Genomic DNA, 16,744 nt, shown 5'->3' with positions numbered 1-16,744 from the left:
CTATTCGGTCCCGTTGTTGCGTTTGGACTGATTCAGGTAGTTCTGCAACATGGCCTGGATCACTCTCGGGTTCTGGCCGTCCTGGATCCCCATGATGGCGTCGAGGATCAGGGTACGGCTCAGCTGCTCCTCACCGCTGCGCAGCTCCAGCTTGTCGGCGATGGGGATGGCGATCATGTTGGCCTCGATCGCCCCGTAGAGGGTGGTCAACAGGGCCACCGCCATGGCAGGGCCGATGGACTTGGGATCGCTCATGTTCGCCAGCATGGCCACCAGGCCCACCAGGGTACCTATCATGCCCATGGCGGGGCCGAGATCCCCCAGGGAGCGGAACACCTTGACGGCGATGACGTGGCGCTCCGAGGTCAACTCGATGTCCTTCTCCATCACGGATCGCACCACGTCGGCGTCATGGCCGTCCACCAGCATGTCGATGCCCTTCTTCATGAAGGTATTGGGGATCTCCGCCGCCTCCAGGGCCAGGAAGCCCCCCTTGCGGGCCGCGTCCGCCAGCTCCACCGCCTTGGCAATCAGATCATCGAGCTTGTCGCCCTTGTACATGAATGCCTTGCCGGCCACCTTGAACGCCATCAGAAACTGGCCGAGGTTGAACTTCATCATGCAGATGAACAGAGAACCCAAGATGGTGATGTAGACCGAGGGCATATCCACATACATGCTCATGGGGCCACCCAGCAGCATGCCGTACACCACGACCCCGAACCCCAGCACTATGCCTATCAGACTGCCTAAATCCACATCCTTGCTCCTGTCACCAAACTTGCGTCTATTTATACTGCGCTGAATTTTCTGCTATTACGCCCCTGGCAGCAAGCCCGGTTCCCCCCTATTGGCGCGCGGAGATGCGGGGATATCAGCCAGTTCTTATCGGCCGGGGACGGGATAGTTTGAGGGCAGCGCACTTTTCTGCCTCCCCCCTGTGGCCGGTCGATGTTAAGATGAGCCGTTTTTTTCAATCCCCGAGGATGGACATGGCCAGTAAAAAAATCGACCGTCTGAGTTTTGATGCCACCCTGGAAGAGCTGGAAACCATAGTGCATCAGCTCGAACAGGGTTCGCTCCCCCTCGAGGAGGCACTCAAGCAATTCGAACAGGGCATCCATCTGGTGCGCGCCGGCCAGCAGAAGCTGGAGCAGGCCGAGCAGAAGATCCAGATCCTCCTGACCCAGGCCGATGGCAGCGAGCAGGCGGTCCCCTTTCGCTCAGAGCAAGGAGAGGAGTGAGTGACTCTCGACGATTTCTCCCGCCTGCACCGCCAGCGCATCGACGGCTGCCTCTCGGCACAGCTTGAGGCCCTGCCCCCCATGGCGCCGCGCCTGCGGGACGCCATGAAATACGGCCTGCTGCTGGGTGGAAAACGGGTGCGTCCCTTCCTGGTCTACGCCGTGGGCGAGATGCTGGGCGTCAAGAGCGAGCTGCTGGACGGCCCGGCCGCCGCGGTGGAGTGCATCCACGCCTACTCCCTGCTGCACGACGACCTGCCCGCCATGGACGACGACGACCTTCGTCGTGGCCAGCCCACGGTGCACAAGGCGTTCGACGAAGGCACCGCCATCCTGGCCGGCGATGCCCTGCAGACCCTGGCCTTCTCCATCCTGGCCGATCACCCCATGCCGGCCGAATTGATGGCCAACCGGGTCAAGATGCTGAGCGCCCTGGCCCGCGCGTCGGGCTATCTCGGCATGTGCGGCGGCCAGGCGCTGGATCTGGAGGCCGAGGGCCGCCGGATCACCCTGGCCGAGCTGGAGCAGGTGCACCGCCACAAAACGGGGGCGCTCATCGAGTGCGCCGTCACCCTGGGGGCCCTGTGCAAGGCCGACGTGGAACCCGCGACACTGGCCGCCCTGCAGACCTATGCCGCCGCCATTGGGCTCGCCTTCCAGGTACAGGACGACATCCTCGACATCACGGGCGATACCGCCACCCTGGGCAAGCCGCAAGGTTCGGATCTGGCGCAGGAGAAGAGCACCTACCCGGCCCTGCTCGGACTCGACAATGCCCGTGAGCTGGCTCGCGAACTGCATGACAAGGCCTTAACAGCCCTGCAAGCCTTGCCCTACAATACCGACATTCTGGAAGCGTTTGCCGATTACATCATCGAGCGAACCCACTAAACGCTGGATAACAGTAACAATATGAGCGTTGATATAAGCGATTACCCCAACCTGGCCCTCGCGGACACGCCGGTCGAGCTGCGATCCCTCCCCTTCGAGCGACTGCCCGTGCTGTGCAACGAGCTGCGCGAGTACCTGCTGCGCTCGGTGAGCCGTTCCAGCGGTCACTTCGCCTCCGGCCTTGGCACCGTCGAGCTGACGGTCGCCCTGCACTACGTCTACAACACCCCCTTCGATCGCCTGGTGTGGGACGTGGGCCATCAGGCCTATCCCCACAAGATCCTGACCGGCCGGCGGGATCGCATCCACACCATCCGTCAGAAAGACGGCCTGCACCCCTTCCCCTGGCGGGAGGAGAGCGAGTACGACGTCCTCAGCGTCGGTCACTCCAGTACCTCCATCGGGGCGGCCCTCGGCATGGCGGTCGCCGCCGAGCGCGAGGGACTGGGCCGCAAGGTGGTGGCCGTCATCGGTGACGGCGCCATCACCGCCGGCATGGCCTTCGAGGCCCTCAACCACGCCGGCGACGTCCACAAGGACATGCTGGTGGTGCTGAACGACAACGAGATGTCCATCTCCGAAAATGTCGGCGCCCTGAACAACCACCTCGCCAGGCTGATGTCAGGCAAGCTCTACACCACCATCCGCGAAGGCGGCAAGAAGGTGCTGGCCGGTCTGCCGCCGGTCAAGGAGCTGGCCAAGCGGGCGGAGGAACACCTCAAGGGCATGGTGGTGCCCGGCACCCTGTTCGAGGAGTTCGGCTTCAACTACATCGGCCCCATCGACGGCCACGACATCCACGCTCTGGTCGAGACCCTGCGCAACATGCGCAGCCTCAAGGGCCCCCAGCTACTGCACGTCAAGACCAAGAAGGGCAAGGGCTACGAGCCTGCCGAGAAGGATCCCATCGGTTATCACGCCGTCCCCAAATTCAACCCGGACGAGTGCGCCCTGCCCAAGAGCGCCGGTGGCAAGCCCACCTTCTCCGCCATCTTCGGTCAGTGGCTGTGCGACATCGCCGCCAGGGACGAGCACGTGGTCGGCATCACTCCCGCCATGCGCGAGGGCTCCGGGCTGGTGAAGTTCAGCCAGCAGTATCCGGATCGCTACTTCGACGTGGCCATCGCCGAGCAGCACGCGGTCACCTTCGCCGCCGGCCTCGCCATCGCCGGGCAGAAGCCGGTGGTGGCCATCTATTCCAGCTTCCTGCAGCGCGCCTATGACCAGCTGATCCACGACGTGGCGCTGCAAAACCTGCCGGTGCTCTTCGCCATCGACCGGGCCGGTCTGGTGGGGGCCGACGGCCCGACCCACCAGGGGGCCTTCGACATCAGCTTCCTGCGCACAGTGCCGAACATGGTGGTGATGACGCCGTCCGACGAGAACGAGTGCCGTCAGATGCTCTACACCGGCTACCAGCACAACGGGCCGGCGGCGGTGCGCTACCCCCGCGGCAGCGGCAACGGCATCCAGGCAGAGAGCGAGATGCAGGCGCTGGCGCTCGGCAAGGGCCGCGTCGTGCGTGAGGGCAAGGGTACGGCCATCCTGGCGTTCGGCACCCTGTTGCAACAGGCCAGGGCCGCCGCCGAGGCGCTCGATGCCACCCTGGTGGACATGCGCTTCGTCAAGCCCATGGACGAGGCGCTGGTGCTTGAACTTGCCGCGACCCACGATCAGCTCGTTACCCTGGAGGACAACGCCATCATGGGCGGCGCCGGCTCCGCGGTGAACGAGCTGCTGATGGGCGCCAGGCTGTGCAAGCCGGTGCTGAATCTCGGCCTGCCGGATCGCTTCATCGAGCAGGGCACCCAGGAGGAGATCTACGCCCTGCTGGGGCTGGATGCCACCGGTATCCTCGCCAGCATCGAGCGCTGGCTGCAGGCCTAACAGGCTTATCGCACGCAAATAAAGAAGGGCGCCTATATGGCGCCCTTCTTGTTTCTCTTCCTTAACTGACCCGAGTCAGCCCTTGTAGATCTTCGGGTTGAACACATCCCGCAGCCAGTCGCCGAGTAGGTTGATCACCAGCACCAGCACCACCAGGCAGATGCCCGGGAAGGCGGTGATCCACCAGGAGCCGGAGAAGATGTAGTTGAAGCCCACGCTGATGAGCGAGCCCAGTGACGGCTGATCCACCGGCATGCCGAGCCCCAGGAAGGAGAGGGCCGCCTCGCTCATGATGGCGTTCGCCACCTGCACGGTGGAGATGACCAGGATGGGCGACAGGCAGTTCGGCAGTATGTGGCGGAACATGATGCGCGGGGCGCGGAAACCCATCACCTTGGCCGCTTCCACGTACTCCTTCTTCTTCTCTGCCAGCACGGAGGCGCGCACGGTCCGGGCATACTGGGGCCATTCGGCGATGCCGATGATCACCACCAGCATCACGATGGCAAACTTCGAGTAGAACTCGGAGCCGAAGGTCGCCTGGAAGATGGCAGAGATGATGATGGCCACCATCATGGTGGAGAACGACAGCTGCACGTCGGCGAAACGCATCAGCAGGTTGTCGATGCGACCGCCGAAGTAACCGGCGATGAGGCCGATGACGATGCCGAGCACCAGCTGCAACCCTACCGCAAACAGGCCTATGGTCAGCGAGATGCGGGCGCCATACAGGATGGTGCTCCAGATGTCGCGGCCCTGGTTGTCGGTACCGAGCCAGAAGCGCTCCTCGCCCCCTTCCAGCCAGGAGGGGGGCAGCTCCGCATCCATCAGGTCGAAGCTGGTCTGGTCATAGACGTTGTGCGGGGCGAGCCAAGGCGCCAGCAGGGCCGCCAGCACGAAGACCACGAACACCGCAAAGCTGAACATGGCTACCTTGTCCCGCAGGAAGTAGTAGACGATGTCGGAATTCTTGAAACGTGCCCAACGGCTCGGGCCCGCTGTTACTGCATTACTCATGTGCTCACCCCTTGGCGGTCAAATTGACGGTCGGGTTGATCAACCCGTAGAGCAGGTCGACCAGGGTATTGGTCACCACGAAGATCAGGCCGACGAAGATGACGTAGGCGGTGATGAGGGGCGTATCGACCCGGTGGATCGCCTCGAGGAACAGGAAGCCGGTCCCCGGCCACTGGAACACGCTCTCGGTCAGTATGGTGTAGGCCACCATGGTGCCGATCTGCACGCCGCCGACGGTGATGACCGGCAGCATGGTGTTCTTCAGGGCGTGCTGGTAGTAGACCTTGTTGTTGTCCAGCCCCTTGGCCCGGGCAAACTTGACGTACTCGGAGGAGAGCTGCTCCAGCATCTCGGAGCGCACCAGCCGGATGAACAGCGGCAGCATGATGGAGGAGAGGGAGACTGCGGGCAGGATCAGGTGCAGTATGCCGTCCCAGGTGAAGAAGCCCGACTCCCAGCCCAGCAGGTTGTAGGTCTCGCCGCGGCCATAGGCCGGCAGCCAGCCGAGCTGGATGGAGAAGAGGTACATCAGCATGATGGCGGTCAGGAAGACCGGGATCGAGATGCCGATGCTGCTCACCGCCATGATGACCTTGGTGAGAATGCTGCGCGGTCTTATCGCTGAATAAACCCCCAGCGGAATGGAGACGACGACGATGATGATCGCGGCGGCAAACACCAGTTCAAGGGTTGCCACCAGCTTGTCGAGGATCACCTCGAGGGCCGGTCGCTTGAAGAAATAGGAGGTGCCCAGATCCCCTTGCACCGCGTTCTGCAGGAAGCGGCTGTATTTCACCAAAAAGGGATCGTTGAGGCCCATCTTGTCGCGCAGCTCCTGGCGCACGGACTCGGAGACGGATTGTCCCACCAGCTCGCGCAGCGGATCCCCCAGGTTGTCCTGGATGGAGAAGGCGACCAGGCTGATGACGAACATCACTATCACGGCCTGATAGAACCGTTTCAGCAGGAATGTAAACATGCTTGTCCTTCTACGTGGCCTGTGTCTTGGCACAGGCTTCTGTTAATGGCGGGGCAAACATGGTTGCCCCGCCGGGTCCTTCCTTGAGCGCCTCGCTTACTTGTTGACCACCAGGTCACCCAGGTAAGGGAAGTTCATCACGTTGACGATCGGCTTGATGTCGACGTTCTTCTTGGCACCGTAGGCCAGATCTTCCCAGTGCAGCGGCACATAGGCGGCGTCGTCGATCAGCATGGCTTCCACCTTCTGCAGGATGGCGGCACGCTTGGCCGGATCGGTCTCGGTGTTCGCTTCCATCACCATCTTGTCAGCCTCAGCGTTGGCATAACCGCCGCAGTTGTACTGGCCCATGCCGGTTTTGGCATCCTTGGTGAAGGTCAGGAACTCGAAGAAGTTCGCACTGTCTTCGGTGTCGGAGTGCCAGCCGATCAGCTGCATGTCTGCGGCGCACTTGTCAAACTCCGGCCAGTACTGGGCTACCGGCATGGTCTTCAGATCCACCTTGATGTTGATCTTGGACAGCATGGCGGAGACCGCCTGGGCGATCTTGACATCGTTGACGTAGCGGGCAGCCGGGGAGATGAAGGTCATCTTGAAGCCCTTCTCGTAACCGGCTTCCTTCATCAGCTCCTTGGCCTTGGCCAGATCATACTGGGGCTTGAGCGCCTCGTTGTGACCGGCATAGCCTTTCGGGCTCAGCTGGCCGGCCGGGGTACCGAAACCCTTGTTGATCTTGTCGACGATGCCCACCTGGTTGATGGCGTAGTTGATCGCCTGACGCACGCGCTTGTCTTTCAGCGCCGGGTTGGTGTTCTGGTTCAGCTCGATGATGATGGCGCGGGTACCGGACAGGGTGACCAGCTGGGAATCCTTGCCGTTCTTCACGCGCTCCAGATCGTTCGGGGCGACCGGGTAGATCATGTCCACGTCCCCACCCAGCAGGGCGGCCACGCGGGTGGCATCTTCCTTGATGGGCACCACGGTCAGGTTGTCGACGTTGCCCTTGGAGGCCTTGTCCCAGTAGTTGGCGTTGCGGGCATAATCCAGCTTCACGCCCTGCTCGCGGAACTTGACGGTGAACGGGCCGGTACCGGAGACATTGGTCGAGGCGTAGGAGTCGCCGTTCTTGACGATCTCGGCCTTGTCCTTGCCGGCGTCTGTCTTGCCGGTATAGAACTTGGAGTCCATCGGGAAGATGTAGGTCACGGTCTGCAGCACCAGCGGGAAGGGCTTGGCGGTGACGAGATCCACAGTGAAATCATCTACCTTCTTGGCTTCGGCGATGGGGTCGAAGATCGCCTTGAAGTCCGGGGAGGCCTTCAGACGGTTGACGGTCCACACCACGTCGTCGGCGGTGAAGTCGTTGCCGGAGTGGAACTTGACGCCCTTGCGCAGGTGGAAGCGGACGGTCTTGTCGTCGATGCGCTCATACTTCTCGGCCAGGCGCGGCTCGAACTGCAGATCCTGGGTGTAACGCATCAGGGGATCGAATACCAGGTGAGACATCTCCAGCGTCTGGCCGGAGAGCTGCTCCTGCGGGTCCAGCGAGGTGGCGTCGGAAGCGACGGCGACCTTGATGTCGGCGGCAGAGACGTTAAACGCGAGACCAGCGGCGAACAGCGCCATGGCGATCTTGGATAATCCTTTCTTCATGTCTTTCTCCATGCTTTTGGCTTTTTATTGACACTTTTTTTGACAAGCAGACCGGCGAGCCGGCTCTTTCCTAGCTTGCGATTTCCAGCCCCTCGCGGGACATTCCCTTGAACTCCGGCATGAGGGAGATCAGCTTGCGGCTGTACTCATGCGCGGCATTGGTAAAGAGCTTCTCGGTCTCGGCCACCTCCACCAGGTTGCCGTGCTGCATCACGCCGATGCGATCGCACATCTGGCGGATGACCGGCAGATCGTGGCTGATGAACAGCATGGTGAGCCCGAGCTCCTGCTGCAAGTCTTTGAGCAGGTTGAGGATCTGGGCCTGCACCGAGACATCAAGCGCCGAGGTGGGCTCGTCGCAGATGAGGAAGCGCGGCCGGGTCGCCAGGGCACGGGCGATGGAGATGCGCTGGCGCTGACCGCCGGAAAACTCGTGGGGATACTTGACCCCTGCCCCGCTGCCCAGGCCGACGTGATCCAGGAGATCCCCCACGATCTGCTCGATCTGCCGCTCGCTCTCGGCCAGGCGGTGGAAGCGGATCGGCTCGGCGATGATGTCGCGCACCTTCATGCGCGGGTTCATGGACGAATAGGGGTTCTGGAACACCATCTGCATCTGGCGGCGCAGGGGGCGACGCTCGTGCTCCCCTTTCAGGGCGGTGAGGTCGATCCCCTCGAAGATGATCTTGCCGGCATCGGGCGGATAGAGGCCGGTGATGGCCCGGGCTATGGTGGACTTGCCGGAGCCGGACTCTCCCACCAGGCCGAAGGTCTCCCCCTCGAAGATCTCGAAGCTGATGTTGTTGCAGGCACGCACGTACTGGCGGCGGCTCGGGAAAATGGAGTCCTTGGTGACGAACTTCAGATCCACGTTCTCCACCCGCAGCAGCGCTCCTTCATAGGCGCGCTCGTCCTGACTCTGGCCGAGCCAGTGGGTCTTCAGATCGATGCTGGTATCCGGTGCACCGGCATCCTCGATGTAGGAGACCAGGGGGAAGCGTACCAGCTTGACGTCCGAGCGGGGCACCGCCGAGATGAGGCTGCGGGTATAGGGATGATTGGGGCGGCCCAGCACCTGCTCGGTGGTGCCGAACTCCACCAGATCGCCGCGATACATGACCGCCACCTTGTCGGTGACGTTGGAGACCACGCCCATGTCGTGGGTCACCAGCATGCAGCCTACCTGGCGCTCCTTGCACAGGGAGCGGATGAGCTGGAGGATCTGATCCTGGATGGAGACATCCAGCGCCGTGGTGGGTTCGTCGGCGATGATGAGCTCGGGATCCCCGGAGAGGGCGATGGCGATCACCACCCGCTGGCGCATGCCGCCGGAGAACTGGTGGGGATACTGCTTGATGCGCACATCCGGGTTCGGGATCCCCACCGCGCCCATCAGCTCGAGGGCCTTGGCAAAGGCCGCCTCGCGGGTGAGGCTGGTGTTCGCCAGTATGGTCTCCACCAACTGCTGCTCCACGGTGAACAGCGGGTTCAGGGAGGTCATGGGATCCTGGAAGATGAAGCCGATGCGGGAGCCACGAATGGCCCGCATCTCGTTCTGGCTCTTGCCGGAGATGAGCTCGCCGTTGAGGTAGATATCGCCGCGGGCGATGCGACCGGGCGGGCTCAACAGATCGATGACGGCGTTGCCGATGGTGGACTTGCCGGCGCCGGACTCACCGACGACGCCGACGATCTCGCCCTTTTCAACAGAAAAAGAGAGATCCTTGACCGCGGCCAGCACCCCGTAGCGGGAGGGGTACTCGATCCGCAAGTTTTTTACTTCAAGCAAGGACATGGTTACCTCTGCGGGGGACATCCGTCCCAAATAATTCGTCCGTAAATCAGCCGCAGATGCTGGTTGTGCCTTGGGTACTGCTCGAGAGCCGTTGTCGTGTAATAAACGCTCAATCCATGAGGCAGCCAAACCAGCGATCCGGGCGGGTTTTTTGCATTTTTTTGGAATAACCCGCGAGTAAGTTAGTCGGTTTGCCCGCGGGTGTAAATGATCCAGTTATACAATTTCGCAATACTTTGCCCAGATAAAGCTGGAACCATGGGCGTAAAATGTTGGTAAAAGTCACATTACCAGATATTGCATTGGCATTACGAGCAGATTTGCTATTTATGTTTCAACAAAATGATAACAAACCACCATTTCCACTACCCCACACAAACTGGCAAGTCTCGAATGAGTAGTGAATATTTATGTGAAATGTTTTTTTGACGACAGCATATCTTGGAGAAGGAAAACTAAGCAGAGATAAATAGTGGCCATCCAGAATGTTCAACCAGAGACCCTTGCCGGTTGGCGGCGCGGATCGGGAGGGATTGCATACAAAACGGCCCAGGACCGGGAAGTCCCTGCCCAGACGCCTGGCCTCGTCCCGGCGAGCATTGGCATGGGACGGCACGGGCGGCGAGAGGACCAGCCAGAGATGGCTGCCCTCGCTGGTCGACAAGGCCATTCACGACGAGGGATGAGAGGGGTGGGAGCCGCAGGATCGGAGGCTGCCTGCCACCCGGGCTGGCAGGCAGATGAGACGGGACAGGCGGACCTGCCCCGGCTCCCTTACCAGCGGGCCAGCAGCTGCATGCACAGCAGGGCGAACAGGCCGGCGATGAGATCGTCCAGCATGATGCCGAGTCCGCCGTGGATGCGGCGATCGAACCAGGAGATGGGCCAGGGCTTGAGCACGTCGAACAGGCGAAACAGCACGAAGCCGGCCAGCACCCACTCCCAGCCGGCGGGCGCCGCTATCATGGTGACGCCGAATCCGATGACCTCGTCCCAGACGATGGCCCCGTGATCCGGCATGCCGATGGCGTCGGTGGCGCTCTGGCAGATGCGGATGCCCGCCACGAAGCCCACCACCAGCAGGGCGATAAACCAGGGGGTGGAGAGGCCGCTCACCAGCAGGTAGAGGGGGATGGCGGCAAGCGTCCCCATGGTGCCCGGCGCCCTGGGGGAGAGACCGGAGCCAAACCCCACCGCCAGCAGGTGGAGCGGGTTCCTCAGGTTAAGTTGCTTGAGCTCAGGTTTGATCTTCATGCGAAATGATCCCACCCCTTGAGATGGAGCTCGACCGGCTGCTCATCCTGCACATAGTCGATGCCGGGTTCCCCGGCCAGGATGCGGCCGATGCGGGTGAACTTGACGCCGCAATTGGCCAGTGCCGTGTCCAGGGCACCGTGATGTTCCTGGGGCACGGTGAAGCAGAGCTCGTAGTCATCGCCACCGGCCAGCGCCAGTTGCCAGGCATCCGTGACGGGCACTGCATCCTGCAACACGGGAGAGAGGGGCAGCAGGTTGAGATCGATCTGGGCCCGTACCCCGGAGGCCTTGAGGATGTGGCCGAGATCCGAGGCCAGGCCGTCGGAGAGATCCAGGGCGCTGCTGGCCAGCCCGCGCAGGGCCTGGCCCGCCAGGATGCGGGGATGGGGATGGTCGAGCCTGGGCAGCGCAGCCGCCAGCTGGTTCTCGTTGAGGGTGCGCTTGCCCAGCAGGTGGGAGAGGGCCAGGGCCGCATCCCCCAGGGTGCCGGTCACATAGATGCCGTCCCCCGCCTTGGCACCGCTGCGCAGCAGGGCGCGGCCGGCAGGCACCGATCCCTTCACCGAAACGGTGATGGAGAGCGGGCCCCGGGTCATGTCACCGCCCACCAGGGCCACGTTGTAGTATTCGGCAAGCTCGAGGAAGCCCTCGGCGAAACCGGCGACCCAGCTCTCGTTGACGGCGGGCAGGGTCAGGGCCAGAGAAACCCAGCGCGGCTCCGCCCCCATGGCGGCGAGATCGGACAGGTTGACCGCCAGCGCCTTGTAGCCGAGATCCACCGGATCCATGTCGGGAAAGAAGTGGACGCCGCTCACCAGGGTATCCGTGCTCACCGCCAACTGGACGTCGGGGGGCAGGGTCAGCAGGGCACAGTCATCCCCAGGTCCCATCACCACGTCCTTGCGGGCGTGGGGGGCCTTGAAGTACTTCTCAATCAGCTCAAATTCACCCATACAATAAAAAGCCAGCAATAAGCTGGCTCCTCTCTTAAATGCTGACGGACGGCGGGATCAACGCTTGGGCAGCGTCTTGATCACCTTGTCCAGTACGCCGTTGACAAACTTGTGGCTGTCATCGGCGGCGAAGGCTTTGGCCAGCTCGATCGCTTCGTTGATCACCACGCGCGGCGGCACATCTTCACGACGGGTCAGCTCGTAGGTCGCCAGACGCAGGATCGCCTTGTCTACCATGTCCACTTCTTCCAGCGGACGGGAGAGGAAAGGTGCAAACACCTTGTCCAGCTCGTTGCAGTGGACCGCAACCCCGAACAGCAGATCGCGGAAATAGTTCAGGTCCACACCCTTGGTGTCCTGATCGATCTTGAACTGCTCTTCGATGTCGCCCACGTTGGCCTGGGTCATCTGCCACTGGTAGATGGCCTGGGTGGCGCAATGACGGGCCTTACGGCGCTCGGACGGTTTCAATGCATTTCTCCTCGTTACACGTCCAGTTGTTTCAGGACGTTGATCATTTCGAGCGCGCTCAGTGCAGCCTCTGCACCCTTGTTACCCGCCTTGGTACCGGCGCGCTCGATGGCTTGTTCGATGTTTTCGGTGGTCAACACGCCGAAGGCAACGGGAATCTCATACTCCATCATCACCTGGGCCAGCCCCTTGCCGTTCTCGCTCGCCACCAGTTCGAAGTGGTAGGTACCGCCACGGATGACGGTGCCCAGCGCGACGATGGCGTCGTATTGACCGCTCTTGGCCAGCTTCTTGGCCGCCAGGGGGATCTCGACGGCGCCCGGCACGCGCACCAGGGTCAGGTTGCTCTCCTGGATCTGGCCTTGACGCTTCAGCACGTCCAGCGCACCGTTCACCAGGCTGTCATTGATGAAGCTGTTGAAACGGGCAACGACAATAGCAACACGCGCCTCGGGAGCGGCGATATTTCCTTCGATAATCTTCATTGGAAATCCTGTCTCTGTGCAATCAGTAGGGCCATCAATGGGGCCGCGGCCAAAAGTGCACGCATTCTAGCACAACAGAGCCGCGACAAAAAACCATGGCCGCAACGGGCGGCCATGGTGATGATTTCAACCGTATGCAGGCTTACTCGCCGACGTACTCCACCACTTCCAGGCCGAAGCCGCCCGGCAGGAGATGGTACTTCTCCGGCAACATCCAGTGGCAAACTTTCTCCATCCCGCCACTGGATCGCTTACTCGCCGACGTACTCCACCACTGCCAGGCCGAAGCCGCCCGGCAGGAGATGGTACTTCTCCGGCAACATCCAGTGGCGAACGTTCTCCATCCCGCCACGGGATCGCTTACTCACCGACGTATTCCACCACTTCCAGGCCGAAGCCGCCGAGGGCGTGGTACTTCTTCGGCGAGCTCAAGAGGCGCATCTTGCCCACCCCCAGCGCCTTGAGGATCTGGGAACCCACGCCGACCCGGCGCGAGGTGCCCTGCCACTTGGCCCCTTCCGGCGCCAGCCCCTTGTCGGCGGCCTCGAATCCCTTGACCCTGGCCAGCAGCTCGGCGCCATGGGCTTCCGCCCCCAGGATCACCAGCACGCCCCCTTCATCGGCGATGCGGGCCATGGACTTGGGCAGCGGCCAGCTACGGGCGCTATGACGATCCGTCAGCAGCAGATCGCTCAGCACGTCGTGCAGGTGGACCCGCACCAGGGTCGGCTGGTCGGCCTTTACTTCCCCCTTCTTCAGGGCGAAATGGACCTGGTTGTCGATGGTGTCGCGGAAGGTGACGAGGTCGAACTCGCCGTATTCGGTGGGCAGCTTGCACTCGGCCACTTTCTCTACCGTGGTCTCGTGCTGGTTGCGGTATTCGATAAGATCCGCGATGGTGCCGAGCTTGATGCCGTGCTGCTCGGCGAAGATCTCGAGATCCGGGCGACGCGCCATGGAGCCGTCCTCGTTGAGGATCTCGACGATGACGGACGCAGGCTCATAGCCAGCCAGCCGGGCCAGATCGCAGCCGGCCTCGGTGTGGCCGGCGCGGGTCAGCACGCCGCCATCCTGCGCCATCAGCGGGAAGATGTGGCCGGGCTGCACCAGATCCGAGGCCTTGGCATGGGGCGCGACCGCCGCCTGCACGGTGACGGCGCGATCGGCGGCGGAGATGCCGGTGGTCACCCCCTCGGCCGCTTCTATGGTCACGGTGAAGGCGGTGGAGAACTGGGCGTTGTTTCTGTCCACCATCAGCGGCAGCGCCAGCTGTTTGCAGCGATCCCGGGTCAGGGTGAGGCAGATGAGGCCGCGACCGTAGCGCGCCATGAAGTTGATGTCTTCCGGGCGGACACAGGAGGCGGCCATGATGAGATCCCCTTCGTTTTCCCTGTCTTCGTCATCCATCAGGATCACCATCTTGCCAGCCTTGATATCGGCAATGATTTCCTGGGTCGTGCTCAGCGCCATGGGCTACTCCATCAATGTGCTTGGGAATTGAGCCCGCGGGCTCGGTTCGAACTGGGTTCATTCCGCTCTAGATTGGGGCAGCCGGCCCCATTTCAATCGGAGCGGGATCACAGAAAAGCGTTTTTCCCGCAAAACGGCTCACAAGAAACCGGACTGGGCCAGCTTCTCCAGGGTCAGGGTGGAGGCGCTGCTCTCCTCGCGCTTGCCCGTCATCAGCCGCTCCAGGTAGCGGGCGATTTGATCCACCTCGAGGTTGACCCGATAGCCGGGTTTCCAGCGGGCTATGGTGGTCTCCTGGGCGGTGTGGGGCACTATGGTCAACCGGAAGAGATCCCCCTGGACGGCGTTGACCGTGAGGCTGATGCCATCCACCGCAATCGACCCCTTCTCGGCGATGTAGCGGGAGAGCTCGTATGGCGCCTCTATCCAGTATTCGATGGCGCGGCCGCTGGCGGACTTGCTCTTCACCTCGCCCATGCCGTCCACGTGACCGGAGACCAGGTGGCCACCGAGGCGGGAGGTGGGCATCAGCGCCTTCTCGAGGTTGACCGGGTCCCCCACCTTGGCGGCCGCAAAGCCGGTGCGGGACAGGGTCTCCAGGGACACGTCGGCGGTATAGCGCTTGTCGCCCAGGGCGACCACGGTGAGGCAGACGCCATTGGTGGCGATGGAATCCCCCAGCTTGACGTCGCTGAAGTCCAGGGTCGGCGCATGGACGGTGAGGGCCATGTCCTCCCCCTGGCGGCGCAGCTCTACCAGGGTTCCCACCGCTTCGATAATTCCGGTAAACATGCAGATCACCTTGCTGATGACGGGGGCGACGGATACCCCCGTGAACATTGAAAAATCAGGCTATTTTCGCAGTGATGCGAATATCCTGGCCAAGCATGCGCACATCCTTGAGGTTGAGTTTGGGTGCCTGGAACAGGCGGGTCAGCCCCGGCAGATGGAACAGGCCGCGCCCCTCGTCCCCCATCAGTTTGGGCGCCTGATAGAGCACCAACTCATCCACCAGCCCTTTCTCCAGCAGGGCGCCGCAGAGGCGCGGCCCCGCCTCCACCAGTACCGAGTTGATATTCTGCCTGGCCAGCAGCATGAAGAGGCTGACCAGATCCAGCTTGCCATCCAGCAGCGGCACCTCCAGCTGCTGCACCCAGGCGGGCCAGTCGCCGTCCGCCTTGTGGCGGGCCAGCAACACAGGGCTCTCGCTCTGGAACAGGGGCAGATCCGGGGTGAGCCGGTTTTGCGAGTCGACGATGACCCGCAGCGGCTGGCGCAGGGTCTCTTTGGGATAGACCGCCTTGACCGAGGGGGGCAGCTCGTCCCAGCGCACGGTCAGGGAGGCGTTGTCCGCCAGCACGGTCTCGGCGCTGGAGAGCACCGCATCGTGGCGCGCCCGCAGCCGCTGCACGTCCCGGCGCGCCTCGGGGGAGGTTATCCACTGGCTCTCGCCGCTCGCCATGGCGGTGCGGCCATCCAGGCTGGCACCGAGCTTGACCGTCACCAGCGGGAAGGCGGTGCGCATCCGCTTGAAGAAACCGGGGTTGAGGGCCTCGGCTTCCGCGGCCAGCAGGCCGAAATCGGTCTTGATGCCCGCCTCGGAGAGCATGCGCAGGCCGCGCCCGCCCACCTGGGGATTGGGATCCACCATGGCGGCCACCACCCGGGTCACCCCGGCCTTGATGAGCGCCTCGGCGCAGGGGGGCGTGCGACCGTGATGGGAGCAGGGCTCCAGGGTCACATAGGCGGTGGCACCGCGGGCCTCTTCCCCTGCCGCGTGCAGGGCATAGACCTCGGCATGGGGCTCGCCGGCCCGCTGGTGCCAGCCTTCCCCCACCACCACGCCGGCCTTCACCAACACGGCGCCGACGCAGGGGTTGGGGGCCGTGGTGTAACGGCCGCGGCGGGCCAGTTCGAGGGCCCGGCTCATCCATTGGTAATCGTCTTGACTAAACATCTGGGCTCCTCTGACAAAACATCCCCCTCTCCCGGCGTCGGGCTCATCGGTTGGAGCGCCGCCGAACGCAGTCTGGGTGGACGGAAAACTCACTTCTCCAGCTTGGCGATCTCTTCGCCGAATTCGCGGATGTCCTCGAAGCTGCGGTAGACGGAGGCAAAGCGGATATAGGCCACCTTGTCCAGGCTCTTGAGCTCGTCCATCACCAGGTTGCCCACCAGCTCGGAGGCGACCTCGCGCTCGCCGGTGGCGCGCAGGCGGGACTTGATGTGGTTGACCGCCTTCTCGATGGCCTCCATGCTCACCGGTCGCTTCTCCAGCGCCCGCAGTATGCCGGCACGCAGCTTGTCTTCGTTGAAGGGCTCGCGCGAGCCGTTGGACTTGATGACGCGGGGCATCACCAGTTCGGCCATCTCGAAGGTGGTGAAACGCTCGTGGCAGAGCAGGCATTCGCGACGGCGGCGCACCTGATGGCCCTCGGCCACCAGACGGGAATCGATCACCTTGGTATCAACGGCACTACAGAAAGGGCAATGCATCGGACCTCCGGCGTGGATGAAAAAGGGCGCGGGCCCCGGGGGCTGGCGCTAGGCCGGTCAGTGTAACACGGCCATGGAAAACCGGTAAAAGCCCAGAAAAAACAATGCCACCCATTGGGTGGCATTGGTCTCAAACCGGGCATAGG

The 16,744-nt window shown here is 62.7% G+C and carries 16 protein-coding genes; 3 read left to right on the top strand and 13 right to left on the bottom strand.

The features are described from left to right. Window positions 1-759, bottom strand: coding sequence for a flagellar motor protein PomA (pomA, locus tag R2B70_RS04765; protein WP_042078861.1), 759 nt, complete (start codon window positions 757-759; stop codon window positions 1-3). Between the two features lie 233 nt (window positions 760-992). On the opposite strand from pomA, the gene xseB reads away from it, so the two are divergent. From xseB to dxs, 3 genes are read left to right on the top strand one after another with little or no spacing between them, the layout of a single operon-like run. Beyond that, window positions 993-1,244 (top strand): exodeoxyribonuclease VII small subunit, encoded by a 252-nt coding sequence (gene xseB / locus R2B70_RS04760; RefSeq protein ID WP_025326041.1) that lies wholly within the window; start codon window positions 993-995, stop codon window positions 1,242-1,244. Then, the gene (gene ispA / locus R2B70_RS04755) at window positions 1,245-2,135 is read left to right on the top strand and encodes a (2E,6E)-farnesyl diphosphate synthase (protein ID WP_216989723.1); all 891 of its coding nucleotides are present in this window, start codon (window positions 1,245-1,247) and stop codon (window positions 2,133-2,135) included. Between the two features lie 21 nt (window positions 2,136-2,156). After that, a complete protein-coding gene (dxs, locus tag R2B70_RS04750; RefSeq protein ID WP_318162774.1) occupies window positions 2,157-4,022 on the top strand; it encodes a 1-deoxy-D-xylulose-5-phosphate synthase in 1,866 nt (621 codons plus the stop codon). 75 nt (window positions 4,023-4,097) lie between these two features. On the opposite strand, the gene R2B70_RS04745 is transcribed toward dxs, so the two are convergent. From R2B70_RS04745 to nrdR, 12 genes are all read right to left on the bottom strand, one after another. Further along, entirely contained in the window at window positions 4,098-5,039 is a 942-nt protein-coding gene (locus R2B70_RS04745; RefSeq protein WP_209793311.1) for an ABC transporter permease, read from the bottom strand. A gap of 4 nt (window positions 5,040-5,043) precedes the next feature. Continuing rightward, a complete protein-coding gene (locus tag R2B70_RS04740) occupies window positions 5,044-6,018 on the bottom strand; it encodes an ABC transporter permease (RefSeq protein ID WP_042078855.1) in 975 nt (324 codons plus the stop codon). Window positions 6,019-6,114: 96 nt separating this feature from the next. Next, window positions 6,115-7,671, bottom strand: a complete 1,557-nt coding sequence (locus tag R2B70_RS04735; RefSeq protein WP_209793310.1) for an ABC transporter substrate-binding protein — start codon at window positions 7,669-7,671, stop codon at window positions 6,115-6,117. Between the two features lie 70 nt (window positions 7,672-7,741). Continuing rightward, window positions 7,742-9,466, bottom strand: coding sequence for a dipeptide ABC transporter ATP-binding protein (locus R2B70_RS04730; protein ID WP_209793303.1), 1,725 nt, complete (start codon window positions 9,464-9,466; stop codon window positions 7,742-7,744). 774 nt (window positions 9,467-10,240) lie between these two features. After that, window positions 10,241-10,720 (bottom strand): phosphatidylglycerophosphatase A, encoded by a 480-nt coding sequence (locus R2B70_RS04725; RefSeq protein WP_216989720.1) that lies wholly within the window; start codon window positions 10,718-10,720, stop codon window positions 10,241-10,243. Then, window positions 10,717-11,676, bottom strand: a complete 960-nt coding sequence (gene thiL, locus R2B70_RS04720) for a thiamine-phosphate kinase (protein ID WP_318162773.1) — start codon at window positions 11,674-11,676, stop codon at window positions 10,717-10,719. Before thiL ends, R2B70_RS04725 begins: the two co-directional genes overlap by 4 nt. Before the next feature lie 57 nt (window positions 11,677-11,733). Continuing rightward, a complete protein-coding gene (nusB, locus tag R2B70_RS04715) occupies window positions 11,734-12,147 on the bottom strand; it encodes a transcription antitermination factor NusB (RefSeq protein WP_010675390.1) in 414 nt (137 codons plus the stop codon). Between the two features lie 14 nt (window positions 12,148-12,161). Then, window positions 12,162-12,632, bottom strand: coding sequence for a 6,7-dimethyl-8-ribityllumazine synthase (gene ribE, locus R2B70_RS04710; protein WP_042078850.1), 471 nt, complete (start codon window positions 12,630-12,632; stop codon window positions 12,162-12,164). Window positions 12,633-12,992: 360 nt separating this feature from the next. Beyond that, a complete protein-coding gene (ribBA, locus tag R2B70_RS04705) occupies window positions 12,993-14,102 on the bottom strand; it encodes a bifunctional 3,4-dihydroxy-2-butanone-4-phosphate synthase/GTP cyclohydrolase II (RefSeq protein ID WP_318162772.1) in 1,110 nt (369 codons plus the stop codon). A gap of 138 nt (window positions 14,103-14,240) precedes the next feature. Beyond that, entirely contained in the window at window positions 14,241-14,894 is a 654-nt protein-coding gene (locus tag R2B70_RS04700; protein WP_318162771.1) for a riboflavin synthase, read from the bottom strand. Window positions 14,895-14,949: 55 nt separating this feature from the next. After that, window positions 14,950-16,059: a bifunctional diaminohydroxyphosphoribosylaminopyrimidine deaminase/5-amino-6-(5-phosphoribosylamino)uracil reductase RibD gene (ribD, locus tag R2B70_RS04695; RefSeq protein WP_318162770.1), complete on the bottom strand. Its 1,110-nt coding sequence runs from the start codon at window positions 16,057-16,059 to the stop codon at window positions 14,950-14,952. Window positions 16,060-16,148: 89 nt separating this feature from the next. Beyond that, window positions 16,149-16,598: a transcriptional regulator NrdR gene (gene nrdR / locus R2B70_RS04690; protein WP_005338880.1), complete on the bottom strand. Its 450-nt coding sequence runs from the start codon at window positions 16,596-16,598 to the stop codon at window positions 16,149-16,151. Window positions 16,599-16,744 lie beyond the last annotated feature (146 nt).

This window comes from Aeromonas sp. XH, assembly GCF_033348475.1.
Lineage (GTDB): Bacteria > Pseudomonadota > Gammaproteobacteria > Enterobacterales > Aeromonadaceae > Aeromonas > Aeromonas sanarellii.
Note: the sequence above shows the minus strand (reverse complement) of the source record. Positions and strands in the feature narration are given on the sequence as shown.